Annotated in this window: 28 protein-coding genes and 1 tRNA gene; 8 read left to right on the top strand and 21 right to left on the bottom strand. The window is 61.3% G+C overall.

Going from position 1 to position 21,580, the window contains the following annotated elements; genetic code table 11:
- Nucleotide 1: 1 nt before the first annotated feature.
- The 3 genes from mazG to NKH12_RS01100 form a co-directional block, all read right to left on the bottom strand.
- Nucleotides 2-826 carry a nucleoside triphosphate pyrophosphohydrolase gene (mazG, locus tag NKH12_RS01090; protein ID WP_352951484.1) on the bottom strand — a complete coding sequence of 275 codons (825 nt, stop codon included), beginning with the start codon at nt 824-826 and terminating at the stop codon, nt 2-4.
- A 128-nt stretch (nt 827-954) separates the two neighbouring features.
- On the bottom strand, nt 955-2,139 hold the full coding sequence (locus tag NKH12_RS01095; protein WP_352951485.1) for an amino acid aminotransferase: 1,185 nt from the start codon (nt 2,137-2,139) through the stop codon (nt 955-957).
- A 191-nt stretch (nt 2,140-2,330) separates the two neighbouring features.
- Nucleotides 2,331-3,485 carry an OpgC family protein gene (locus NKH12_RS01100; protein ID WP_352951486.1) on the bottom strand — a complete coding sequence of 385 codons (1,155 nt, stop codon included), beginning with the start codon at nt 3,483-3,485 and terminating at the stop codon, nt 2,331-2,333.
- A 343-nt stretch (nt 3,486-3,828) separates the two neighbouring features.
- Here NKH12_RS01100 and NKH12_RS01105 point away from each other — a divergent pair, with 343 nt between their 5' ends.
- The 3 genes from NKH12_RS01105 to NKH12_RS01115 are packed head-to-tail and all read left to right on the top strand — an operon-like array spanning nt 3,829 to nt 5,867.
- On the top strand, nt 3,829-4,347 hold the full coding sequence (locus NKH12_RS01105; protein ID WP_352951487.1) for a sigma-70 family RNA polymerase sigma factor: 519 nt from the start codon (nt 3,829-3,831) through the stop codon (nt 4,345-4,347).
- An 8-nt stretch (nt 4,348-4,355) separates the two neighbouring features.
- Nucleotides 4,356-5,129 carry an anti-sigma factor family protein gene (locus NKH12_RS01110; protein WP_352951575.1) on the top strand — a complete coding sequence of 258 codons (774 nt, stop codon included), beginning with the start codon at nt 4,356-4,358 and terminating at the stop codon, nt 5,127-5,129.
- A gap of 21 nt (nt 5,130-5,150) precedes the next feature.
- Nucleotides 5,151-5,867 carry a Bax inhibitor-1/YccA family protein gene (locus tag NKH12_RS01115; protein ID WP_292513732.1) on the top strand — a complete coding sequence of 239 codons (717 nt, stop codon included), beginning with the start codon at nt 5,151-5,153 and terminating at the stop codon, nt 5,865-5,867.
- 70 nt (nt 5,868-5,937) lie between these two features.
- Here the strand turns inward: NKH12_RS01115 and NKH12_RS01120 are convergent, their stop codons facing one another.
- Both NKH12_RS01120 and NKH12_RS01125 read right to left on the bottom strand, forming a co-directional pair.
- Nucleotides 5,938-6,849 (bottom strand): agmatinase, encoded by a 912-nt coding sequence (locus NKH12_RS01120; RefSeq protein WP_352951488.1) that lies wholly within the window; start codon nt 6,847-6,849, stop codon nt 5,938-5,940.
- Nucleotides 6,850-7,141: 292 nt separating this feature from the next.
- Nucleotides 7,142-8,089 carry a homocysteine S-methyltransferase family protein gene (locus NKH12_RS01125; RefSeq protein WP_352951489.1) on the bottom strand — a complete coding sequence of 316 codons (948 nt, stop codon included), beginning with the start codon at nt 8,087-8,089 and terminating at the stop codon, nt 7,142-7,144.
- 243 nt (nt 8,090-8,332) lie between these two features.
- Here NKH12_RS01125 and NKH12_RS01130 point away from each other — a divergent pair, with 243 nt between their 5' ends.
- A complete protein-coding gene (locus tag NKH12_RS01130) occupies nt 8,333-8,992 on the top strand; it encodes a TetR/AcrR family transcriptional regulator (protein ID WP_292076300.1) in 660 nt (219 codons plus the stop codon).
- 17 nt (nt 8,993-9,009) lie between these two features.
- On the opposite strand, the gene NKH12_RS01135 is transcribed toward NKH12_RS01130, so the two are convergent.
- The 8 genes from NKH12_RS01135 to NKH12_RS01170 form a co-directional block, all read right to left on the bottom strand.
- Entirely contained in the window at nt 9,010-9,480 is a 471-nt protein-coding gene (locus NKH12_RS01135; protein WP_352951490.1) for a YbaK/EbsC family protein, read from the bottom strand.
- A gap of 15 nt (nt 9,481-9,495) precedes the next feature.
- Complete coding sequence (locus NKH12_RS01140) at nt 9,496-10,314, bottom strand: MBL fold metallo-hydrolase (RefSeq protein WP_352951491.1); 819 nt, start codon at nt 10,312-10,314, stop codon at nt 9,496-9,498.
- Nucleotides 10,315-10,317: 3 nt separating this feature from the next.
- The gene (locus NKH12_RS01145) at nt 10,318-11,112 is read right to left on the bottom strand and encodes a TatD family hydrolase (protein WP_352951492.1); all 795 of its coding nucleotides are present in this window, start codon (nt 11,110-11,112) and stop codon (nt 10,318-10,320) included.
- Nucleotides 11,112-12,665, bottom strand: coding sequence for a methionine--tRNA ligase (metG, locus tag NKH12_RS01150; RefSeq protein ID WP_352951493.1), 1,554 nt, complete (start codon nt 12,663-12,665; stop codon nt 11,112-11,114). Before metG ends, NKH12_RS01145 begins: the two co-directional genes overlap by 1 nt.
- 80 nt (nt 12,666-12,745) lie before the next feature.
- Complete coding sequence (locus NKH12_RS01155) at nt 12,746-13,801, bottom strand: DNA polymerase III subunit delta' (protein ID WP_352951494.1); 1,056 nt, start codon at nt 13,799-13,801, stop codon at nt 12,746-12,748.
- Nucleotides 13,798-14,469, bottom strand: a complete 672-nt coding sequence (gene tmk / locus NKH12_RS01160; RefSeq protein WP_352951495.1) for a dTMP kinase — start codon at nt 14,467-14,469, stop codon at nt 13,798-13,800. The genes NKH12_RS01155 and tmk overlap by 4 nt, the downstream gene beginning before the upstream one ends.
- 156 nt (nt 14,470-14,625) lie before the next feature.
- Nucleotides 14,626-15,792 carry a D-alanyl-D-alanine carboxypeptidase family protein gene (locus NKH12_RS01165; RefSeq protein ID WP_352951496.1) on the bottom strand — a complete coding sequence of 389 codons (1,167 nt, stop codon included), beginning with the start codon at nt 15,790-15,792 and terminating at the stop codon, nt 14,626-14,628.
- Between the two features lie 114 nt (nt 15,793-15,906).
- Complete coding sequence (locus tag NKH12_RS01170; protein ID WP_352951497.1) at nt 15,907-17,136, bottom strand: septal ring lytic transglycosylase RlpA family protein; 1,230 nt, start codon at nt 17,134-17,136, stop codon at nt 15,907-15,909.
- Between the two features lie 403 nt (nt 17,137-17,539).
- On the opposite strand from NKH12_RS01170, the gene NKH12_RS01175 reads away from it, so the two are divergent.
- A tRNA-Ser gene (locus NKH12_RS01175) sits at nt 17,540-17,629 on the top strand.
- A gap of 142 nt (nt 17,630-17,771) precedes the next feature.
- Nucleotides 17,772-18,179, top strand: coding sequence for a ParB/RepB/Spo0J family partition protein (locus tag NKH12_RS01180; RefSeq protein WP_352951498.1), 408 nt, complete (start codon nt 17,772-17,774; stop codon nt 18,177-18,179).
- Here the strand turns inward: NKH12_RS01180 and NKH12_RS01185 are convergent.
- From NKH12_RS01185 to NKH12_RS30530, 4 genes are all read right to left on the bottom strand, one after another.
- Nucleotides 18,176-18,373 (bottom strand): hypothetical protein, encoded by a 198-nt coding sequence (locus NKH12_RS01185; RefSeq protein WP_352951499.1) that lies wholly within the window; start codon nt 18,371-18,373, stop codon nt 18,176-18,178. The two genes, NKH12_RS01180 and NKH12_RS01185, sit on opposite strands and share 4 nt — an antisense overlap.
- 69 nt (nt 18,374-18,442) lie before the next feature.
- Entirely contained in the window at nt 18,443-18,772 is a 330-nt protein-coding gene (locus NKH12_RS01190; protein ID WP_352951500.1) for an HNH endonuclease, read from the bottom strand.
- Nucleotides 18,720-19,052, bottom strand: a complete 333-nt coding sequence (locus NKH12_RS01195; RefSeq protein ID WP_352951501.1) for a hypothetical protein — start codon at nt 19,050-19,052, stop codon at nt 18,720-18,722. Before NKH12_RS01195 ends, NKH12_RS01190 begins: the two co-directional genes overlap by 53 nt.
- A 96-nt stretch (nt 19,053-19,148) precedes the next feature.
- Complete coding sequence (locus NKH12_RS30530; protein WP_502910718.1) at nt 19,149-19,310, bottom strand: hypothetical protein; 162 nt, start codon at nt 19,308-19,310, stop codon at nt 19,149-19,151.
- An 84-nt stretch (nt 19,311-19,394) separates the two neighbouring features.
- On the opposite strand from NKH12_RS30530, the gene NKH12_RS01205 reads away from it, so the two are divergent.
- Together NKH12_RS01205 and NKH12_RS01210 are read left to right on the top strand one after the other, a co-directional pair.
- Nucleotides 19,395-19,535 (top strand): hypothetical protein, encoded by a 141-nt coding sequence (locus NKH12_RS01205; RefSeq protein ID WP_352951503.1) that lies wholly within the window; start codon nt 19,395-19,397, stop codon nt 19,533-19,535.
- Nucleotides 19,532-19,912 carry a hypothetical protein gene (locus NKH12_RS01210; protein WP_352951504.1) on the top strand — a complete coding sequence of 127 codons (381 nt, stop codon included), beginning with the start codon at nt 19,532-19,534 and terminating at the stop codon, nt 19,910-19,912. The genes NKH12_RS01205 and NKH12_RS01210 overlap by 4 nt, the downstream gene beginning before the upstream one ends.
- On the opposite strand, the gene NKH12_RS01215 is transcribed toward NKH12_RS01210, so the two are convergent.
- From NKH12_RS01215 to NKH12_RS01230, 4 genes are read right to left on the bottom strand one after another with little or no spacing between them, the layout of a single operon-like run.
- Nucleotides 19,905-20,249 carry a hypothetical protein gene (locus NKH12_RS01215; protein ID WP_352951505.1) on the bottom strand — a complete coding sequence of 115 codons (345 nt, stop codon included), beginning with the start codon at nt 20,247-20,249 and terminating at the stop codon, nt 19,905-19,907. The genes NKH12_RS01210 and NKH12_RS01215 overlap by 8 nt on opposite strands.
- Entirely contained in the window at nt 20,246-20,647 is a 402-nt protein-coding gene (locus NKH12_RS01220; protein WP_352951506.1) for a hypothetical protein, read from the bottom strand. Before NKH12_RS01220 ends, NKH12_RS01215 begins: the two co-directional genes overlap by 4 nt.
- A gap of 5 nt (nt 20,648-20,652) precedes the next feature.
- Nucleotides 20,653-20,964, bottom strand: a complete 312-nt coding sequence (locus NKH12_RS01225) for a hypothetical protein (protein ID WP_352951507.1) — start codon at nt 20,962-20,964, stop codon at nt 20,653-20,655.
- A gap of 3 nt (nt 20,965-20,967) precedes the next feature.
- Nucleotides 20,968-21,558, bottom strand: a complete 591-nt coding sequence (locus NKH12_RS01230; protein ID WP_352951508.1) for a hypothetical protein — start codon at nt 21,556-21,558, stop codon at nt 20,968-20,970.
- Between the last annotated feature and the right edge of the window lie 22 nt (nt 21,559-21,580).

Here is a 21,580-nt window from a genome sequence, read left to right on the forward strand (position 1 = left end):
GTTACTTCGCGCTCTTGGCTTGCTGCCAAAGCGCCTCCATCTCATCGAGCGTCGCCCTTTCCAGAGTGTTTCCGGACGCCTTCAGTGCTTGCTCGACATAGTGGAACCGCGACCGGAATTTCTCGTTGGTGCCGCTGAGCGCCGCTTCGGAATCAACCTTGAGATGACGCCCGAGATTGACGACGGCAAACAGCATGTCGCCGAACTCGTCCTTGATCGAAGCCATATCGCCCTTGGCAAGGGCCTGGCGCAACTCGCCGATCTCTTCCTCGATCTTGTCGAGGATCGGTGTGGCCTCGCTCCAGTCGAAGCCGACGCGGGCCGCTTTTTCGTGCAGCTTGAGCGCCCGGGTCAAAGCGGGCAGGGCGACCGGAACGCTGTCCAGAAAACCGTTGCCATGATCCTCAGAATCGTGCCCGCGGGCGAGGCGGGCATTTCGCTTATCCGCTTTTTCCTCGGCCTTGATTTTCTCCCACATGCCCTTGGCCATGCCGGCGCTGCGCGCCTTCTCGTCGCCGAAGACATGCGGATGGCGGCGGATCATTTTTGTGGTAATGGCCTGGACCACGTCGCCAAAGGCGAATTCACCGGCCTCCTCGGCCATCTGCGCATGGTAGACGACCTGCAGCAGCAGGTCGCCGAGCTCATCGCGCAGATCGTCCAGGTCGCCGCGCGCGATCGCATCCGCCACCTCGTAGGCCTCTTCGATCGTGTAGGGCGCGATGGTCGAGAAATCCTGCTCGATATCCCACGGGCAGCCGGTTTCCGGCGCCCGCAGTGCCGCCATAATCTCGATCAGCCGGGAAATGTCCTTCGAGGGTTTCATCAGTCGAATGCTATCGTGCAACGATCACTCGGCAAATGCTGTCAGCCGGCAAGGCCGCATTGTCCACAGTTGCGCAGGCCATGATCCCGAAAAGTGGAAGCCGGTTTTCGGAACGTCAAGCAAAGTGTTCAATCGAGCACGGAGACGATCGCCTTGGCGAGCGCGTCCATGCCGTCCTCTGGCAGGCCGGCGACGTTGATGCGGCTGTCGCCGACCATATAGACGCCGTGCTCGACGCGCAGCCGCTTGACCTGCGCTTCGGACAGGCCAAGCCGGGAAAACATGCCACGATGGCTGGCGACGAAATCGAAGCGATCGGAATTGGACTGCCGCCGCAGCGCTTCGGCGAACTGCACCCGAAGCCGCAGCATGCGCAGGCGCATCTCCTCGAGCTCCGCTTCCCAGTCGGCGCGCAGCGTGGCGTCTTCAAGCACGATGCGCACCGCGGCCGCGCCGTGGTCCGGCGGCATCGAGTACATAGCGCGCGCCGCCGACAGCATCTGGCTCATTGCCACATCCGCCTGCGCGCTGTCTTTGGCCAGGATCATCGCCGCGCCGACACGGTCACGATACACGGCAAAGTTCTTCGAGCAGCTCGAGGCAACGACCATTTCCGGAACTTTCGCTGCCAGCAGGCGCAAGCCGGCGGCGTCCGCGTCGAGCCCCTCGCCAAAGCCCTGATAGGCAATGTCGACAAAAGGCAGCAGGCTGCGCTCGACGACGAGGTCGGCTAATTCAGTCCACTGCGCGGTATCCAGATTGGCGCCTGTCGGATTGTGGCAGCAACCATGCAGCAGCACCACGTCGCCGCTCTTGGCGGTCGCCAGTGCGCTCATCATGTCCGGGAAGCGAACAGCACCTGAGACGGCGTCGAAGTAGGGATATTCGCGTATCTGCAAGCCGGCGGCGCGCATCACCGGCATGTGGTTCGGCCATGTCGGGTCCGACAGCCAGATCGTCGCGTCGGATCGCGTCCTTTTGAGCAACTCGGCCACGAGCCGCAGCGCGCCCGAACCACCCGGCGCCTGCGCCGCACGGATTCGCGTCAGTTCGGCCGCAGGGCCAAAGACCAGCCCCGCCATCGCCGTGTTGAAGCCGGTATCGCCGGCAAGGCCGAGATAGGTCTTGGTGTCCTGGCTCTGCAGCAGTCGCTTTTCGGCTTCGCGCACGGCGCGCATCACCGGCGTCTTGCCATCGCGATCCTTGTAGACGCCGACGCCGAGGTCGACCTTGCCGGGGCGGGGATCGGCGCGATAGAGGCCGATCAAGGCAAGGATCTTGTCGGCTGGGGCAGGTTGGAGGTCTTCAAACATCGGCTCGGTTCCGGTGGCGGCGGAGTGATACGCAAATCAGCCGTGCTGCGCCAGCGGTTTCATTTGCACCAAGCTGAAAACCGCCAAACCGGGAGACAAGCCTTGATTGGCACGGCTCATCGTACTCGTCATTTCCACGACACGATGAGGAGGCGCAGCAGGCAAATGCGGCTTTCCGCATGTCAGCCGTTCTATGACGCCAGCTTGAGGGCAGCCGACGGCAAGGCGGCGACAGGTTGCTGTTTCTTGCCGCCCCAACCGATCCGTGGCAACCATTCGAGGTAATAGGCGAAGCCGAACTGCAGCGCGATGCCTGTCGAGATCAGGATTGCGTCGTAGAGGAGCCCGCCCGGGCTGACGACCTTCATGACCTGCGCGATCATGGCGAGGATCGTTCCGGCGACGAAGACCGGCAGCGAGTGCTTGCCGAGAACCGCGAGCGGGTTTCCGGGCCCAGTCTTCGCCAGGTTGGAAAGCGCCGGGATCGCCACGATCAGATAGGCGATCGCCAGAATGTGCATGAGGCGCGACAGCGACAGGAACGTCTTGTCGAAGCCGGTCAGCACGGTAGGCAGGCCGGAGGCCGTCTCGATGCCCCACAGCGGCAGCCGCACCCAAATCAGCGCGCCGACCAGATACCCGATGGCCGCGCTCGCCATCATCCAGTTGAAGCGGATTTCGCCGCCGCGCTTGATATGCAGCATGCCGGCGATCCCGATGACGAAAAGAAACTGCCAGGAGAGCGGGTTCAGGAACCAGAAGCCGTCGCCGGGAAAATTCGAAGGCGCGATCTGGAAAATGCCGACGATGAGCCAGAGGAGAGCGGACGCAGCAAGCATCAGGCGCAGGCTGAAAGTGCCGATCCACAGGAAAAGCGGCATCATCAGAAGTACGACGGCATACATGGAAAGAATGTTGTTATAGCCGATCTGATGCCCGAGCGCCGCGATGCCGAGCAGCGCTTCCGGCGTGTCCTCGATGATCATCTGGATGTTGATCAGCTTCAAAAGATCGGGCCGCGAGAAATGCAATGCAGCCGCCGAGAAGATCGCCAGCGTCGCGACAGTGGTCATGACATGGGTGACGTAGAGGACACCGGCACGCCGCCAGGCCTTCAGGGTGATGAGCAACCGGTTCCCCGGCTGGAACTTCAACCCGTAGGCGAGCCCAACGGCAATCCCTGAAATCAGCACGAAGGCTTCGGCCGAATCGGAAAAGCCGAAGTTCTTGTGCGTGAAATACTCGAAGATCGTCCCCGGCACATGGTTGACGAAGATCGTCAGTAGCGCTAGCGCGCGAAAGACATCGATGCGGGTATCCCGCTGGGCTGGCACATTGCTTGTCATGTCGGGTCGATAATTCGTTGAACAAGGAGGGCCCAAAGGGCAGTCGCCGAACGGAAGATTCGGCGGTGAATGTTTCCTGCCTATAACTCGCAAGTGCCCCGAAAAAGATGACACCTTCGCGATTTTCCGCGTCACAAATTAATTCAGGTATAAACATCGAAATCCCCGGTGGCGGTAAAACCGCGCGGCGAATTGTGGCGACTGAGGGATCGTTCGCGGACAAAGAAGCCGTACCCGCGATGGTGGCATTGTACCGGAGATGCCAGACCTTCCCGGATCGCAAAAAACTCAAAGAGCGGGATTAAAACCTGCCATGCTCCGTAAACAGGACATGAGAGGGTCGATGCCACGCTTCGATATCATAGGACAGCTTGGGTCCCTGCGGCGCTACGCGCGTTCGCTGACGCGCGACAGCGCCGAAGCAGAGGATCTGGTGCATGACGCGCTGGTGCGTGCCTATGAGCGGCGCGGCACATTCCGATCCGGCGGAAACCTGCGCGCATGGCTGCTGTCGATCGTCCACAATGCTTTCATTGACGGTTTGCGGTCCCGCAAGTCTGAAGCGGTGCGCGTCGAGCAGGCCGGATATCTTGTCGACGCCAGCGTGCAGGCTCCCCAAGAGCATTCCGTCCGCCTGGCACAGGTGCGCGAAGCTTTTTTCAAATTGCCGGATCAGCAGCGTTCGGCGCTGCATCTCGTCGCCATCGAGGGACTTACCTACAGCCAGGCGGCCGAGGCCTGCGGCGTACCGCTGGGAACGCTGATGTCGCGTATCGGCAGGGCGCGCGCGACGCTCCGCGAAATGGAGGACAAATTGCCGGCACGTGCGAAAAGCCACCTCAAGATCGTGGGAGACCCGTGATGTCTGTGTTGAGCGAACTGCGCGACCCGGTGACCGATGCCGACCTTGACGCCTATGTCGACGACCAGCTGGACGTTGCCCGCCGCATCGAGGTTGAGGCGTTTCTTTCCGCCCGTCCGGAGGCGGCCGCGCGCGTGATGTCCGACCTCAGGACGCGCGACGAACTGCGGGTGGCGCTTGCCGGATCCAAGGGCATGGCGCGGCCGGCAACGGCCGATGCGGCACGGCGGCTGGAACGGGGACTGGCTCGAGGGCGCGCCTTACGCGCGTTGCAGCGGGCTGCGGCGGTCGCAGTCTTGGTGGCTGCGGGCTGGCTGGCGAACGGGATCGTCGGGCCGATATCGGTGACGAAAGTCGTCGCTTCGACCCAGCCGCCTGTCTATCTGGAGGAGGCGATCCGGGCGCACATGACGACGATCATGAGCGAGGCCATGTCATCCCAGCCCGAAGCGCCGAATTACGATGCGGAAGAAATCCGCGCCGCCACGGCGATCGTCATGCCGTCGCTGCCGAAAGACTGGAAGGTCCGTGACGTGCAGATCTATCCGTCGCAGTTCGGCCCGAGCGTCGAGATGGCTGTCGAGACAAGGGATCTGGGACTGGTCTCGCTCTTCGCGATCAGGCCCGGAACGTTCGACGTGGTCCAGCCGACCGTCGCCCCGTCGGGCGAAATTTCCTCGGCCTATTTCCAGATCGGCGAAGTCGCTTACGCAGTCGTCGCCCGAAGCGGTGTCCGCGATCTCGATCGCACCGCGGAAACGCTCGCCAACACGCTTTACTGACCTTCACAAAGGAGAGCCCGCATGAACACCCCCAATCTAGGATACCGCACCGGCGTCGGAGCCCAAACCGGCGCCGTCTATGACGAAAGCCTCCGCCAGCACATGCTGCGCGTCTACAACTACATGGGAGTTGGCCTCGTCGTTACCGGCGTCATCGCCTTCGTCGTGGCTTCCACGCCAGCCCTCTACGTGCCGATCTTCTCCAGTCCGTTGAAGTGGGTGGTGATGCTGGCACCGCTCGCCTTCGTGCTGCTGTTCTCGTTTCGGATACAGACGATGTCCGCGGCTGGCGCTCAGGCGATGTTCTGGGCATTCTGTGCGGTCATGGGCCTGTCGCTGGCTTCCGTGTTCCTGGTGTTTACCGGGACCAGCATAGCGCGCACGTTCTTCATCGCCGCCACAATGTTCGGCGCGACCAGCCTTTACGGCTACACGACCAAACGCGACCTGACGCAGTTCTCGTCCTTCCTGATCATGGGCCTGATCGGCGTGGTGATCGCCAGCATCGTCAACATCTTCCTCGGCTCGACCGCGCTGCAGTTTGCCATCTCGGTGATCGGCATCGCCGTCTTCATCGGTCTCACCGCCTGGGATACGCAGACGATCAAGGAGCAGTTTGCGGAAAACTTCGGTGCGGAATCGCAGCAGAAGCTCGCCGTCTTCGGTGCATTCTCGCTTTATCTGAACTTCATCAACATCTTCCAGCTGCTGCTGAACTTCACTGGCGAGCGCGAATAGGGCCATCAAATCAACTGCATGTCGCGGCAGGAGCCGCGACATGGGTTGCGCAGCCGGTCGGGGCGATGCTTCAAACCTGCCGGACGATGGTGCCGATCACATTGACGAGAAGGCGCGCGGCGGTGAGGGCCGACAAGCCGTCAATGTCGGCCGGAGGATAGAGCTCGACAAGGTCGAATCCGGCGATCCTGGCCCGCTTGCCGAGGCCCGCGATCAGGTCAATCACTTGCGTGTAGGTGAGGCCGCCGGGCGTACGCGCCGCCACACCCGGCATGATGCCGGGATCGAGGCCGTCGCAGTCGAGGGTGACGACGACCCGCGCTCCTTCCGGAATATGCCGGAGAGCGGCTTCGACGCCCTCGGCGTGAACTTCGCGAGCGGTCACGAAGCGGCTGCCATAGTGCCGCGCCGCTTCGATTTCGCTGAGGCGTGCGCTGCCGACGCCACGGATGCCGACCTGCACGATGCCGGCGACATGCGTCATCTCACTAGCCCGGCGCATCGGGTTGGAATAGCCGTAGCGTTCGCCATGCAACTCGTCGCGCCAGTCGATGTGGGCGTCGATCTGCAGGATCCACACCGGCCCGTGATCCGCGAAGCCGGCGAGGAAGGGAATGGGCACGGAATCGTCGCCGCCGAGCAGGATCGGTACGGCCGGCAATGCCAGGATCTCGCGCGTCTTCGCCTCGATCCGGGCTCGGTTGCCGGGATTGTCATGCATGGTGGTCGGGATGTCGCCGTCGTCGATGCAGCAGACCGGCTTGCCGTCGAACAGCGGGCCGCCGAGATCGAAATCCCAGTGCTCGACGAGCTCGGCATCGACCTGGCTCGCAGCGCGGATGGCATCGGCTGCCAAGGCATAGCCGCTGCTGTCCTTGCCGGGATAGGTGCTGCCGTGACCGGCTCCGAAGATCACCGCACGGGGCATGCGACCATCGGCGAGGCGTTCGGGAAAGCCGAGAAAGGGAGGCGAAGGGGTCATCTCTGGATGGGCTTGATGATGGCTTAGCTGAAATTTCGGTGTCGAGGGTGCAGGATCGGGTCGCTTGTGGTAGGGGCGAAATCCTACGCTAAACCAATCGACGCAAAAATCAGAGAGTCTTTCGTTCGGTTCACGCCGAGATTTCCACCCATCTGAAAGTCGCATAAGATAGATTATGGAACTGAACTGAGGTGCGGTTTTGGTTGCGTTGCTTTTCGGCCCAACCGCAGTTCCTATTCCCTAAACGGAATTGCGGTTGGTAGCGTTTCGTCTCCTGGGACGCACACAGGTCCTACGCCGCTTGCGGCACGCAGGCCTCGCAGATCGCCGCGATGTGCCGGTGGTCGGTGCCGCAGCAGCCGCCCAGGATGCGCATCGTCGGAAACGAAGCTGTCAGTCTGCTGTAGCGCCGCCCGAGATCCTCCGGATCGCCCGCGTCAAGCGTTTCCGATTCGTCCAGTTCGGCATGGCTTTTGGCCGAAGCATTCGCCTTCACTCCATAGACGCGGTCGAGCCAGCGCTCGCCCTTTTTCAGCGCCTGGATGAAATGCGTCGGATGGGCGCAGTTGATCATATAATAGGCCGGCGCACCGTCTGTCGCGTCGTCGACCCTGTCGATCGCCTCGCCGAGGGCCATGCCGGTCACCAGCTTCCCGTCCGTCTCCACGGTGAACGAGATCATGCAGGGCATGGCATGCGCTTTGGCCGCCAGCGCCACGCCGATTGCCTCTTTGAAATTGGTGAGCGTATAGGCCGCAACCATGTCGGCTTCGGTCCGCGCGAAACTCTCGATCTGCGCCGCGTGATAGGTTTCCGCGTCGTTGGCGTCCATCTTGCCGGCTTTGTAGCCGTCGCCGCGCGGTCCGATCGCGCCGCTGATGACGCAGGGCGTTTCCGCGGTCTCGAACTCCTTGCGCAGGTCGAGAAGAAGCTCGATCGAGGCCTCGTTGACGGCGCGTAGCGCTTCCGGCCCGTAGCCGAGCAAGGCTCCCCAATCCGGGTTGGCCCGCCACGTCGGCGTGTCGAGGATGAAGCCGGTCCCGCTGCTGCGCGCAATGGTTAGATAGCGCACGTAATAGTCCTTGAGCTTCTGCCGACCTTCAGGCGTTGCCATCAGCGTGAATGAAGCAAAATGCGGAAGGTCGAGGCCTTCGTGAAAAATGAGGGTCGTTTCCATGCCGCCATCACTCAGGAATGTTCTGTTGGCGAGTTGCGGCAGATTCTGGCAATACTTGGCCATGTTTGTCTCCAGTGGTAAGATGACACCGTGTCGCCCTGGTGGCGGTCGGTTCGGAATAGCCAAGTTTTAGCAGCACGTGCCGCCGGTGCGGTAGAAGGCTTGTGGTCCGGTACTCCATCGAAGCGGAAACCGCAGTAATTACAGACGGATAGCCGCGCTGGGCCGGTCGTATTGCTATCGGTGCCGATGTTGGCGGGTGTGAAAACCATACCGCCGGTACAGTAAATTTGAGGGCATTCGGTCATGCGCAAGGGTGCGGAAACGCGCGAACGCATTCTGGAGATCGCCGAGGCATCGGTGCTCGCCAAGGGGTTCGGCGCGACGTCCATCGAAGAGGTGATCGCCGAAGCCGGCATCACCAAGAGCGGCTTCTTCTATCATTTCAAGGACAAAAACGAACTCGCCCGCGCCTTGATGCTGCGCTACGTCGAGGAGAACGACCGCATCTTCGATGATGTATTTCACCGCGGCCGGCAGTTGTCCGATGATCCGTTGCAATCGTTCCTGATCACGCTCAAGCTGCTTGCCGAGCTGATGGGTGATCTGCCGAACGGCCACCCCGGCTGTCTGATCGCGACGTTCACCTATCAGGAACGCCTTTTCGATCGCAACGTTCGCGACATCGCCGCCGACGCCGTACGTTCCTGGAACGGGCGGTTTCGCGATGCGCTGAACGAGATCGCGACCGTTTATCCTGCCCGCAAAGGCATGGATCTCGACGACGTGGCCATCATGTTCTCCTGTGTGATCGATGGCGGCATCATCATGTCGCGGGGGCTCGGCGATCCCCGTGTCCTCGGACGCCAGATCCTCGCCTTCCGCAGCGTGGTAAAGATGCTGTTCGCGCCGGCTGCGCCCGACATCATGCTGCCGCCCGCCCCCACCGCCATCGCCGCCGAATAGGGCCCGGCCCGCTCGATTCAGGCGCTCAGCGTCGCTACGACAGCCTGCGCTGCCTTGATCATTGCGTGTGGCTCGGCGGCGAACACCGCGTCGTGCGCGCCGGCCGCTGCCCATACGCGGTCGAAACCGAGCAGCGTTTCGTCGGCGAACGCCGGGATCGCAATCAGATGACCGATCGGCGCTACGCCGCCGATGGCAAAGCCGGTCTCGTCGCGGATCTGCCGCGGGTCGGCGCGCTTCAGCGGCTCCCCGGTCAGTGCGGCGGCTCTGGCGAGATCGAGCTGATTGGAGCCGGAAACCAGGAAGAGAAACAGCTTTCCGCTGGTTTCCCCCTGGAACACCAAAGATTTGACGATCTGGGCGACTGTACAGCCGCATTGCGCGGCGGCTTCCTCGGCGGTGCGTGTGGAGGCACCCATGCGCCTGATTTCGATGTCGACGCCGGCATCGGCCGCTGCCTTGGTCACACGATCAATGCTGCCAGCCATGAAGAACCGAACCTATCATGATGGTTCCAAAGGGATTTCTATCATCATGCCATCATAGGCCGGCTCGACATCGGCCGGCGTCTCGGCCATCACCGTGGCATAGTCGAGCGGCACATGCATGTGCGTCAGAACGGCCTTTCCCGGCGCCAGTTTTTCGATCCAGCCGAGTGCCTGGCCGAGCGACAGATGGCTCGGATGCGTCCTGTATTGCAGCGCGTCGATGACCAGCACGTCCAGATCCCGCAGCCGTTCGGCGGTGGCGTCCGGGAAATCACTGATATCGGGGCAATAGGAGAGCCCGCCTATGCGAAAACCAAGCGATATGATGTCGCCGTGGATCTGCGGCAGCGGCTCGAGGGTGAGGGCACCCCCCTCGCCTTCGATTACGACCGGTCTGGCGTGGTCGATAATATGCGGCTCGACGATGGGCGGATAGGAACTGCCCAGCGGTGTTTCGAAACAGTAGCCGAAAGCTTCCCTTAACCGCAGCATGGTGGGCTGGTCGGCGTGGATATCGATGAGATGGCGCTGCTCGAGCACGAAGCCGCGCAAATCGTCGATGCCGTGGATATGGTCGGCATGCGGGTGCGTATAGACGACAGCATTGATGCGCCTGACCGATGCCAGCAGCATCTGCTCGCGGAAATCCGGCCCCGTGTCGATCACGACGGTGGTCTTGTCGCCGTTTGCCGCGATCCGCTCGACGAGCGCTGCGGTGCGCATGCGCCGGTTCCTCGGATTGGCCGGATCGCAATTGCCCCAGTCGCCAGTGATGCGCGGCGTGCCCGGCGATGAGCCGCAGCCGAGAATGGTGAGGCGCAGCCGGTCGCTCATGCGTCAGGTGCTCAGCGCGGTCGGGCGCGGCATCTTGCTGAACAGCCGGAAGAAATTGTCGGTGGTGACTGCTGCGATTTCGGCCTCGCTGACGCCGATCGTTTCGGCCAGCACCTTGGCCGTATGCGCCACATACGCAGGCTCGTTGCGCTTGCCGCGAAACGGTACCGGCGCGAGGTACGGCGCGTCGGTTTCGACCAGCAGGCAATCATGTGGCACATCGGCGGCGATGGCGCGCAGCTCGGCCGAATTCTTGAAAGTCACGATGCCGGAAAAGGAAACATAGCCACCGAGCGCCACGCCGACTTCGGCCAGCCTGCGCCCGGACGAAAAACAGTGCAGGATGAAGGGGAAGGCGCCCTTCCCTGTTTCATCCTCGAGTATATCAGCCATGTCGCTGTCGGCGTCGCGCGAATGGATGACCAGAGGCAGGCCCGTTTGACGCGCGGCGGCAATATGGGTGCGAAAACCCTGCGCCTGCGCATCGCGCGGCGCATGATCGTAGAAATAGTCGAGCCCGGCCTCGCCGATCGCCACCACTTTGGGATGAGCGGACAGCCGAACAAGCTCCTCGACAGTCACGTCCAGCTCCTCGGCGGCATTGTGCGGATGGGTGCCGACCGAGCAATAGACTTCGTTAAAAGATTCAGCGATCTCAAGTACTTGTTGAAACCGCTTCACACGCGTCGAGATCGTCACCATGCGACCGATTCCTGCAGCTAAAGCGCGGGCGACGATGGCCGCCCGCTCCTCTGCGAAATCTGGAAAGTCGAGATGGCAGTGACTGTCGACCAACATCAGGCGCTTGTATCCGTGAGCTCGACATAACGTGGAAACACCGGTTCCGGCGCCGGCAGAGCCGTGCCTGAAACCAGCGCGTGAGCCTCCGTGACATGCGCGAAGTCACGTCTGTCCGCCCCTACCGCCAGCATGTCGAGCAGCTTCGCCGCCGAAGTCGGCACCACGGGCTGGCAGAGGATCGCGATGCGCCGGAGCACCTCGGCCGTCGTCCACAGCACGGTTTCCATGCGCGCGGGATCGGTCTTCTTCAGCGCCCACGGCTCCTGCCCGGCGAAGTAGCGGTTGGCTTCTGCCACCACGCCAAAGATCGCCGCCAGCGCCAGATGGATGCCCTGTTCGGCCATCGCCTTGCGTGCCGTGACAAGGGCGGCACTTGCCTGATCGAGGATCGCCTTGTCCGCATCGCTCAGTTCGCCGCACTTCGGCACCACGCCGCCGCAGTTCTTGGCGATCATCGACAGCGAGCGTTGCGCCAGATTGCCGAGATCATTGGCGAGGTCGGCATTGGTGCGGTTCACGATGGCGTCGTGGCTATAGCTGCCGTCCTGCCCGAACGGCACTTCGCGCATGAAGAAATAGCGCACCTGATCGAGGCCGTAATGCTCGATCATCGCGAACGGATCGACGACATTGCCAACCGACTTCGACATTTTCTCGCCGCGATTGAACAGAAAGCCATGCGCGAACACGCGCTTCGGCAGTTCGATCCCCGCCGACAGCAGGAAGGCCGGCCAGTAGACGGCGTGGAAGCGGACGATATCCTTGCCGATGACGTGGACGTTCGCCGGCCAGAAGGACCATCTCTCATCGTCCGTATCTGGATAACCGGCAGCCGTGATGTAGTTGGTCAGTGCATCGACCCAGACATACATCACATGCTTGTCGTCGCCCGGCACCGGCACGCCCCATTTGAACGTGGTGCGCGAGATCGACAGATCCTTCAGCCCGGATTTGACGAAGCTGATAATTTCGTTGCGCCGCTCCGCCGGTCCGACAAATTCGGGACTGTTCTCGTAGAGCGCGAGCAAACTGTCCTGATAGGCGGAAAGGCGGAAGAAATAGCTCTCTTCCTCGGTCCATTCGACGGGCGAGCCGAGCGGTTCGCGGCGTACGCCGTCGTCGCCGACCTTGGTTTCGGCCTCGTCGAAATAGGCTTCCTGTCGCACCGAATACCAGCCGCTATAGCGGTCGAGGTAAATGTCGCCATTCTCCGCCATGCGGGTCCAGATCGCCTGGCAGGCCTTGTAGTGGCGCTCCTCGGTGGTGCGGATGAAAACGTCGTTCGAGCACCGGGTCGCTTCGAGCATAGAGCGGAAGATCGCCGAGTTGCGATCGGCAAGCGCTTTCGGCGTCAGGCCTTCAGCGTCCGCCGTCTGCTGCATCTTCAGGCCGTGCTCGTCGGTTCCCGAGACGAAGAAGACGTCCTTGCCGTCGAGTCGCTGGAAGCGGGCAAGCGTGTCGCTGGCGATGACATTGTAGGCATGACCGATATGAGGCTTGCCGTTCGGATAAAAAATCGGCGTCGTGAGGTAGTATTTTTCGCGTGCCATGGATGAGCCGTCATGAATGTCTGAATGAAGGTGTCGGTGAGATATCGCATCGAAACGGCGATTGCCATCCCGATGGACCGTCACATTCGCATTGCAGAATTCAAGCGGTCGATCATGGTCAAGGCGTGCTGCTTCTTGTCGAGATTGTAGGTGTCGGTTTCAGATATAGCGTTCAAGGCCTCGTGCCAAGTATCCGACAGCGTTTTGGCCCGCGCCAGATCGCCTGCCAGCGCGGCCTGGCTTGCCCCGGTCGAGAGCAGGTCGAGCGCACGGCGATTGAAGATATCGAACTGGATCGCCTGATCGCGCCCGGCGACCGCCTCCGCGAGGCGATAGGCGCGGGCAACATCGCTCTTTCTTGCTGTCACCAGGGCGTCGAGCGTCTCGGCGATTTCCAGCCCGCCATACTGCGTCAACAGGATTGCGGTGCGCGCGCTGCCCCCTGCCCGCTTGGCCAGTGCCGCGCGCGCCGCTGGATCGTCTGGTGGCGGTGGTTCGACGCTCTCCAGAACCGTCATCAGGCTCTCGGCATCGAGCGACGCCAGCCGCACCATCTGGCAGCGCGAGCGGATCGTCGGCAGCAGGCTGCCCGGCGCATGGACGATAAGGATGAACAAAGTGCGTGCCGGTGGTTCTTCAAGATTCTTCAACAAAGCGTTGGCCGCATTGGTATTCATGTCGTCGGCCGGGTCGACGATCACCACCCGGTAGCTACCGTCATGCGAGGTCAGCGACAGAAAGCGGCTGACCTTGCGGATCTCATCGACGGTGACGACCGTCTTGAAGCTCTTCGTCTTGTCATTCGGCGGGCGGGTCAGATGCAGCACCGAAGGATGCGCGCCGGTGGCGATCTGGCGAAACAGCGATGACGCCGGATCAGGAACGGCAAGGACCTCCGGCGCCTGTTCGAACGCCGGATGCTTCAACAGATGATGCGCAAGGTGAAAGGCGAGCGTCGCCTTGCCGATGCCGACCGGTCCGACAAAGATCAGCGCATGCGGCAGCTTCCCGGAGCGATAGGCTGACGCCAGCATGGTCGCTGCCTGGCCATGTCCAACCAGGCGCGGGGTCTCGGACGGCTCCGGTACGCCGTCCAATGTGTCGTGCTGTTCTGGTGCGATCCGTTCGAAAATCATCCCGGCGCCTGCTTCCTGTGCGCCGGTGTCATCGTCTCCAGCGCCGCGAATACGGCGGCGGTGACGACATTCTCCACCGTGTCGGGATCGGCGGACGCGTCGACGACGATGCAGCGCTCGGGTTCTGCCGCGGCGATCGCCAGAAAGGCTTCGCGGCGGCGCTGATGGATATCAAGCGTTTCCTTTTCGAAGCGGTCGGCTCCGGCATCGGCGCCCCGCCGTGCCGTGGCGCGCCGCAGCCCTTCGGCCGGATCGATATCAAAGATCAGCGTCATGTCGGGCACCATGCCGTTGATGGCGACCTTTTCCAGCGCGCCCATGAACACCGGGTCAAGACCGCCGGTGACGCCCTGGTAGACGCGCGAGGAGTCCATGAAGCGATCGCAAAGCACGATCGAGCCGCGTTCGACCGCCGGCCGGATGACCTGCTCGACATGGTCGGAACGCGCAGCGGCGAAAAGCAGCGCCTCCATCCTGGGGCCGAACGGCTCGGCAGCGCCGGAAAGCAGGACATGCCTGACCGCCTCTGCGCCCGGTGAGCCACCCGGTTCACGCGTGACAAGGACATCGTATTTCTTGGCACGTATCTTACTGGCCAGCCGCTCGATCTGCGTCGACTTGCCTGCCCCTTCTCCGCCTTCGAAGGTGATAAAAAATCCGTACGCCAAAGCCTTTATCCATGCTGCGGGACCGTAATAGCCCTGACTTGAGAAAAGGTCCACGCCATGGTGCCAACTGCGTCGCGTCTGAAGAGATGCGACGCGCTTTGCCCTTTTCATGCATGTCGTCGCCGCAAACCGCTGAGCGCTTTTGGGTGACATGCATTAACGCAGCCAGCCGACGGCCAGTTCCTTGGCGGCATCGAGCGCGCGTTGCGGGAGCGAGCCGACGCCAACCGACTCGGCGGCGAAAAGCGGCGTCTCCTGGCTCAGCGTGTCACCGATCCAGACCCGCAGCGCACCCACTGGTTGCCCCTCTTCCACGGGGGCTGCAACCGGCCCGTCATAGACGATCTTGGCGGTCAGCTTGTCGCGGTTGGCGATGGGCAGGAAGATGGCCACCGGCGCTTTTGCCTTCAGCGCAACGCTGGATTTCGCACCGCCGAAAACCTGGGCCTCGCCAACCACTTCGTCCTTGGCGAAAATCTCGGTTTTCTCAAAGGAACGAAGGCCCCAGTCGAGCAGCTTTCGCGCTTCTTCGGCGCGCTCGCGGTCGCTTGCCAGGCCGCTCATCGCCGCAATGACCCGCCTGCCACTGTGGCTGACCGAGCCGACGACGCCAAATCCGGATGCCTCGCTCCTGCCGATCGCCAGGCCGTCGGCACCGATATCCATCGCCAGCAGCGGGTTGCGGTTCCTCTGGGTGATCTTGTTCCAGGTGAAATCCTTTTGGCCGTAATAGCGATAGAGGTCCGGGTACTCGCGCCAGATATGCAGGGCCAGAAGCGCAAGCTCTCGAACCGTCGTCTGCTGACCGTCGGCCGGCAGACCGGTTGAATTGACGAATGTCGATTTCTCGAGGCCAATCTGCCTTGCGCGCTCGGTCATCTCAGTCGCGAAATTCGCCTCCGATCCCGCAAAACCTTCGGCGATGATGATGCAGCCGTCATTGGCGGCCTGAACGGTCACGCCCTGGATCAGTTCTTCAAGCCGGATCGTTGACTTCAGCTTGGCAAACATTGTCGACGTCCCGGATGGCGCCCCGCCCGTGCGCCATGCGTTTTCACTCACCACGAATGTGTCGTCGAGCGTCACGCGCCCCGATTTGATGGCGTTGAACACCACCTCCATCGTCATCAGCTTGGCCAGCGACGCCGGCTGAATCGGCCTGTCGGCATCCTTGGAAAACAGCACCGTTCCGGTTTCGACATCGATCATGAAGGCCTGCGCGGCCTTGGTCTCGAAAAGCTGCGCCGCGGCCGGAGCCAGCGAAAGCAGCAGGAGGCCAAAACCCAGGAGCCCGGCGAGAGGCGCGGCGAAGCTAAATTTCATGAGAGGTTCGACCTGTCAGCCGGCATTTCTGGGGCAAGCTCTACAAGTTATCAGGCTTTGTCCCGGCCGATCAACCGCGCGATGACAACAGGTCAAAACCTCAGGTTTTGCCGGTCAGTTCCGAACCACGAGCGCGTCCGGTGCGCCATGCGACCATGCCGCCTGCAGCATCTCGTCCAGACCACTATGGCCGTCCGAATAGAGATTGACCGAATACCAGTCCTTACCCTCGAATTCGGAGCGCTGGATTTCGGTCTTGCCGAAGCCGGAAAGCTGGGCTGCCACACGCTGCGCCTCGGCGGCATCCTCGAACGAGCCCGCCGCGATATAGTCCGTGGGCGAAGCGGTCGAAGGAACTTGCCGCTTCCACGATTGAAGGATTTCGGCGGGCGACATGCCGGCGCCATCCAGCGCGGCAAAGACATTGGAGGCGCGCCGCACGCGTTCGTTGGCGTAAGACAGCGTCGCTACGTTGAACGGCGATTGCGGCGGCAGACCGATCTGCGGGCGTTCCGGCACGATCGGTCCGAAATCGGGCAGCGTCACAGTGCCAGCGGCCGGCGTCTGCGCCGCCGCGACAGGCTGTGCTGATGCGGAATTCGTCAACTGACCGGGAAAGGGAGCGGCAGCGGCCAACGCCCTGCTCGGCGACGGTCCGTTCATGGCGATCATGACACCGGTCGGCAGGCCGTCCGACGGATCCGGCACCCTGTTGCCCGGATTGTAGGATGCCATCAGATACTGGTCGTCATTGCCGTGAAGCGGCGCCCGGCCGACATATTCGACCTTCACCTTGGCCGTGCCAATATTGGCATAGTCGAGCATTTCGGCGGCGCGCTTCGACACATCGATGATGCGCCCGTCATGGTAAGGACCGCGATCGTTGACGCGCACGATGACGGAGCTGCCGGTCTTCAGATTGGTCACGCGTGCATAGCTCGGCAGCGGCATTGTCGGATGCGCGCCGGTCAGATGTGTCATGTCGTAGACCTCGCCGTTGGCTGTCAGCCTGCCGTGGAAGGCTTCACCATACCAGGAGGCGAGCCCCATCTTGGCATAACGCTTGTCTTCCTTCGGGTAATACCACTTGCCGCGCACCTGATAGGGCTTGCCGAGCTGGTCGCGTCCGCCGCCACGCTGCAGGCCCGACATTTTGAAGGTGACGCGCGGGCTGGCCTTCACGCCGTATTCGGATTCGGAAAAATATTCCTTGGAGCGGGGTTTTTTGTTGACCATCGCCTTCGGCTGTGGCGGCGCGGCGCAAGCCGCCAGCAAGGCAGCCGACAAGGCAAACAACGCGAACGCGGAAGCGCGACGAAGACGCGGGCGCGCCGTGCTTTGCATTTTTCGATTGTCCCCTCTCAACAAAGGCACCGCAACTTGACCGTCGGCAGGGCCAAAACCCACTCGACAAATGCCAGCGCCACCTTGATTCGCAATCCCTTGTGCACAGGAATTGTTTATTACCGTATTAACCGATTGTGGTCGGAACCGGGCGAGATTGTGGCACAAACCGTCGCGGCGATCGCTGTGAAAAATCACCGCTTTTCGACCCTCGGCGCCCGCTGTTCGCCTTGCTTCAGCCTCGCCGTCAAGTGTCGATGCCCTGACGCTGGCCGCGGCCGGTTGACAGGACTTCGCTAGGCGCACTAGAGCATTGAGGCGCGGTCGATCTCTAGGCGGAAGCAGCGTCAACCGGTACGAGTTGAGATCAGGACGAGCATCCAAGTGGTTGAAAAATCACGATGGAGGGATGGCCGAGCGGTTTAAGGCACCGGTCTTGAAAACCGGCGTGGGTGCAAGCCCACCGTGGGTTCGAATCCCACTCCCTCCGCCAGATGTATTGTTTTTGTTATGTTTTTCGGCTTGGAGTGATCGGATATCATAACCGATAAATATCCGCATTTGCCGTATTGGCGGTATTTCACCACCGCTCCCAATGCTCGCCGCGCTTTAGGTGGTGTACGTCAGCCCCGTCGATGCCTTCTCCGCTTGCCCAAATCCTTGTGTTTGGCGAGCGTCGCATTCGTGCTTTCCAGTCGCTTGGCTGGTCGCGCATTCCAGTTCGCCGCGTAAGTGTTACGTCCATCGTTGATGGCGAGCATGATGAGAATGAAATCCGTAAGGACTTCACGGCGAGTGAGCGTGTGGCGATTGCCGAGGCTGTAAAGGAAGGTATGGGGGAGCGCCGTGGTAGGCCCTCGGAAAACAGTGAAAATATTCACGAATATTCCGGCGAGCGGTCGGCGGAAATAGCCGCCAAGAAAGCAGGGTTCGGCAACGAAAACACGTACCGGCAAGCCAAAGCGGTCGTAACCAACGGAGCGCCAACAACGAACCGCAAAAAACCCCGCCGAAGCGGGGCTCTCTCGGGTTTGTCGGTCTAAGACTTTGTCCGCTGGCATTCCGCCAAACTTTTGCGCAAGTCAGGGAAAGCCTCACTCGCCGCTTCGATGGCCGTGGCCGCCGCACCAACCTTCGAGCTTTCCAAACCGGTGGCAGTCGTCAAAGCCGCCTCTGCTACCGTAAGGTACGTCTTGACGGCCTGAACCTGCGTCACCAGCATTTCGATTTTTGTCATTTCACTCTCCTCGTTTTGCGGCCCTTGGGCTCGCGTTTAGATACCTGAATTTTTCCACCAGCGCTCAGATTACGTCATCCTGCCATCGCGGCGCAGAGCGCGGTATACCTCCACCGGCCGGTTGCCGCGTCGTTGGTTGCAATCCTTGCACGCCAAGACAACATTGGCCTTGCCGCTTCCGCCGCCGTCTGCCTTTCGCTGGAGGTGTTCCAGCGTGGCGGAATTGCCCCAGATGTTGTCACGCCGCGCGAAGCTGAGGGACATCATCTGGCCGCAATAGAAACAACACCCCTCTTGCTGGCCGAACAGCAGCCATCGGAGGTGGCGGCGTTGAGCCTTTCCCATTTCAGGCGCCTCTGGCCCAGGCCGCTTCGGCCGACCGGATAGCGTCCTCGTCATTCACAGGCACAAGGACTTCGCCAAGGATCATGAGATACGCAATGGGGACATCGGCAAGGCGCCGGATGCTGTAAATTTCGCGGCCCTTGGTCGTGCGGACGCGGCCGACAATTTCAGACAACATTGGCTGGTCACGATGAGACACCAACTGCCCGACCTCGAATGACCACTCTTCAAGTGGCAACGGGGCGGCTGCTGCCGCGGCGGTGGCGACAAGTGCAGCAGCGCCCATGAGAACGGAGCGGCGGGTGATTGGGGTATTAACTTTCTCGGTGGCCATGCGAATCTCCTTGTTGATTAATATCGCTCAATGCGCTAACTATTAATCAAGGCAGGCGAAACGTCAAGAGGAATTAATCACTATGAGCGATATTAATCAAATCACCGGACGACAACTGGCCGCCGCCAGGGCGTTGGTCGGGATTGGCCAGGTCGAGTTGGCGGCAAGCGCGAGAGTGTCGGCACCGACGTTGCGCCGAATGGAGTCATCGGACGGAATGATCACTGGCATGGCGAACAACGTGGCCGCGATAATCACGGAACTCGAGCGCCTTGGCGTCGAATTCTTGGACGGGGATTACGCTGGAAGTGGCGGCCCAGGCGTCCGACTGAGGGACAAGCCATGACTATGGAAGAGAAAGTCGCCCGCACGATCGCCAAAGCCAGGCATGGCACAGACGCCATGTGGGCGAACTACATGGGCGCAGCTAGAGCGGTCATCCCCGTTATCGAGGCCGCGCTAAAAGCGGAGCCCAAGCCGTGACCGCCAACACCCCGCGCCAGCGCATGACGGCCAAGCGCCGCCATCATATCTTTTCGGAGAACTGCACAGCCCACAACGTCGCGCCGTGCTGCCTATGCGGTGAGCCAGTTCATCGCCATAACGACAAGTGGATCATCGAACACAAGCGCGCGCTCGGCCTGCTAGGGCCGGACACCAACCCGAACTGCGGCCCGGCTCATTTCAATTGCGGCGAGGTGAAGACCCACAAGCAGGACTTGCCGCGGATACGGAAGGCGAAACGCCAGCAGGCCAGACACGAAGGCACACGGCCTGTGTCGGGCGGTTTCAAGGTTCCGGCTAACGCCGTCTTTAGTTGGAAGTGGCGCCGCTATGTAAAGGCGCAGCCTACTATTTGACGGCGCGCTGGCGTGGCGTGCTGCCTGTTTGATACATGCCGTCTATGCGTCCGCCGACAGTTTCGATTGCGCCCTTGATGTCGTGCATGGCGCTCATGATCTCGTCGCGAACGTCGCGAAGCCCCTCTTTCGTGATGTAGGTCTGAGCCACATACAAGCGATGGGCGGCGGTTTCGTCCTTGGCTTGGATGGCGAGTGCTGCGGCAGCGTCTGCAGCCCGCTGCGCCTCAGCCCGTACCGCCTCGACCTTACCCTCGATGCGCCACCATATGACCCAAAGCGCGCCAGACACGGTTATAAAGAAGCCGATCGCGCCGGCCAACTGTTCCCACGTCATTTGCGGCCTCGAATCGCGGATGCAATCGCCGACACGCCCTGCCCAATGGCTTGCACACCGAAGAAACTGAGGAGTATGGCACCCTCCCATTCATCGAATGGTTTCGGATATGCCGCCACGCTCCACGAGAAGTTAAAGCACGTATCAAGCGTAACCAATGCAAAATGCAGCGCTGCGCAGCCGGCAATGACCGCGGTAATCGCGCGCATCTCCCAGAAGCCGGCCGTGGCCAGCCGTATCTCCTTGGCTGTGGCGCGGTCTGCCATCTGCCGCTCGATGTCCTTTAAGGCGACATCGGCAATCAGGCGCTGCGTCTCATTGCTTGCCGCTAGCTTCGCCTTGTAGGCTTCAGTAAGTTGGCCCACCAGAGACCCGGTGAGCCAGTTAATGATTGCCATCCACATCACTTCACCACAGGGTGAATGACGATGTCAGCAACACCAACGGTCGTCTTGATCACAACCGGCTCGTCGGCTGGCACGGACTTGTCGATCGCGAAAGCCGAAGCCATTGCCTTGATCGAGGGGCGAACAAGCGCCGCATAAATAGCTGGGGCTGCGGCGATGAAGGAGCCGGTGATAATATATGCGAGTTGTTCCGTGACCGTTGAAGCGTCAACATCAGAAAAGCCATGCGACGCCAACCATACGCCAACACCTGAAATGGCATAGCGAACGAAGATCATCAGGATGGGCGCTAGGTTGTCTAAATTCATGGCTTAGCCTCGCTTGAACATTGCCAGGATCGCTGTCACAAGCGCGGCAAACCAGTTTGTGGTGTGTGCAGCAGGCTTAGGTGCTGGCCTCGGCGTGGGCACCGGTGCCGACTTGCCGTAACCAATTGCCTTCAGGTCAGCATCATAATCCAGCGCAATAGACGCAATAGACGCGGCTTTATCCGTGCCGTTCACAATGCGACGGGCGTTCGTGAAGTCGCTCTTGGCAAGCGTGATGTAGTCCGCCAACTTTTTGCCAGTGAATGTTCCAAGTCGCATGCCGTCTACGATGACGCGAACGGCGTGCTCTGACTTCAGCAGTAGTTTCGGATTGGCGATGAAGTCAATTCCGAGGCGTTTTGACCAATCCCTGTAGTTTCTCTCCCATGTCAACTGGACGTAGCCCATGCCGACAAATGGATAATACTTCTTGCTTCGCAGGTACGCCTCGCCGCCGTACTCACGTACAGGCTTCATAGTGCGCGCCGTTTCCCAATACGCCGTCGCCAGCACATAGGCAGCTTGATTGCGCAGCAGGCCGGCATTCTGACACGCGCGGATAATCAGGCGCGTGTCGCCAAGGTTCAAGTTCATGGGTCGTTCCTTGATTTGGTCC

The organism is Mesorhizobium sp. M1322 (genome assembly GCF_040318085.1).
Classification (GTDB): domain Bacteria; phylum Pseudomonadota; class Alphaproteobacteria; order Rhizobiales; family Rhizobiaceae; genus Mesorhizobium.

Coding starts and splice junctions, on each gene's coding strand:
- NKH12_RS01195 (WP_352951501.1), bottom strand. CDS start 19,052: ATGGCCACCGAGAAAGTTAATACCCCAATCACCCGCCGCTCCGTTCTC.
- NKH12_RS01230 (WP_352951508.1), bottom strand. CDS start 21,558: ATGAACTTGAACCTTGGCGACACGCGCCTGATTATCCGCGCGTGTCAG.
- NKH12_RS01140 (WP_352951491.1), bottom strand. CDS start 10,314: ATGAGCGACCGGCTGCGCCTCACCATTCTCGGCTGCGGCTCATCGCCG.
- NKH12_RS01120 (WP_352951488.1), bottom strand. CDS start 6,849: ATGACCCCTTCGCCTCCCTTTCTCGGCTTTCCCGAACGCCTCGCCGAT.
- NKH12_RS01205 (WP_352951503.1), top strand. CDS start 19,395: ATGACTATGGAAGAGAAAGTCGCCCGCACGATCGCCAAAGCCAGGCAT.
- NKH12_RS01095 (WP_352951485.1), bottom strand. CDS start 2,139: ATGTTTGAAGACCTCCAACCTGCCCCAGCCGACAAGATCCTTGCCTTG.
- NKH12_RS01165 (WP_352951496.1), bottom strand. CDS start 15,792: ATGAAATTTAGCTTCGCCGCGCCTCTCGCCGGGCTCCTGGGTTTTGGC.
- NKH12_RS01145 (WP_352951492.1), bottom strand. CDS start 11,112: ATGTTGGTCGACAGTCACTGCCATCTCGACTTTCCAGATTTCGCAGAG.
- NKH12_RS01125 (WP_352951489.1), bottom strand. CDS start 8,089: ATGGCCAAGTATTGCCAGAATCTGCCGCAACTCGCCAACAGAACATTC.
- metG (WP_352951493.1), bottom strand. CDS start 12,665: ATGGCACGCGAAAAATACTACCTCACGACGCCGATTTTTTATCCGAAC.
- NKH12_RS01190 (WP_352951500.1), bottom strand. CDS start 18,772: ATGACGAGGACGCTATCCGGTCGGCCGAAGCGGCCTGGGCCAGAGGCG.
- NKH12_RS01185 (WP_352951499.1), bottom strand. CDS start 18,373: ATGACAAAAATCGAAATGCTGGTGACGCAGGTTCAGGCCGTCAAGACG.
- mazG (WP_352951484.1), bottom strand. CDS start 826: ATGAAACCCTCGAAGGACATTTCCCGGCTGATCGAGATTATGGCGGCA.
- NKH12_RS01220 (WP_352951506.1), bottom strand. CDS start 20,647: ATGGCAATCATTAACTGGCTCACCGGGTCTCTGGTGGGCCAACTTACT.
- NKH12_RS01180 (WP_352951498.1), top strand. CDS start 17,772: ATGCCTTCTCCGCTTGCCCAAATCCTTGTGTTTGGCGAGCGTCGCATT.
- NKH12_RS01130 (WP_292076300.1), top strand. CDS start 8,333: ATGCGCAAGGGTGCGGAAACGCGCGAACGCATTCTGGAGATCGCCGAG.
- NKH12_RS01100 (WP_352951486.1), bottom strand. CDS start 3,485: ATGACAAGCAATGTGCCAGCCCAGCGGGATACCCGCATCGATGTCTTT.
- NKH12_RS01170 (WP_352951497.1), bottom strand. CDS start 17,136: ATGCAAAGCACGGCGCGCCCGCGTCTTCGTCGCGCTTCCGCGTTCGCG.
- NKH12_RS01135 (WP_352951490.1), bottom strand. CDS start 9,480: ATGGCTGGCAGCATTGATCGTGTGACCAAGGCAGCGGCCGATGCCGGC.
- NKH12_RS01155 (WP_352951494.1), bottom strand. CDS start 13,801: ATGATTTTCGAACGGATCGCACCAGAACAGCACGACACATTGGACGGC.
- NKH12_RS01225 (WP_352951507.1), bottom strand. CDS start 20,964: ATGAATTTAGACAACCTAGCGCCCATCCTGATGATCTTCGTTCGCTAT.
- NKH12_RS01115 (WP_292513732.1), top strand. CDS start 5,151: ATGAACACCCCCAATCTAGGATACCGCACCGGCGTCGGAGCCCAAACC.
- NKH12_RS01105 (WP_352951487.1), top strand. CDS start 3,829: ATGCCACGCTTCGATATCATAGGACAGCTTGGGTCCCTGCGGCGCTAC.
- NKH12_RS01215 (WP_352951505.1), bottom strand. CDS start 20,249: ATGACGTGGGAACAGTTGGCCGGCGCGATCGGCTTCTTTATAACCGTG.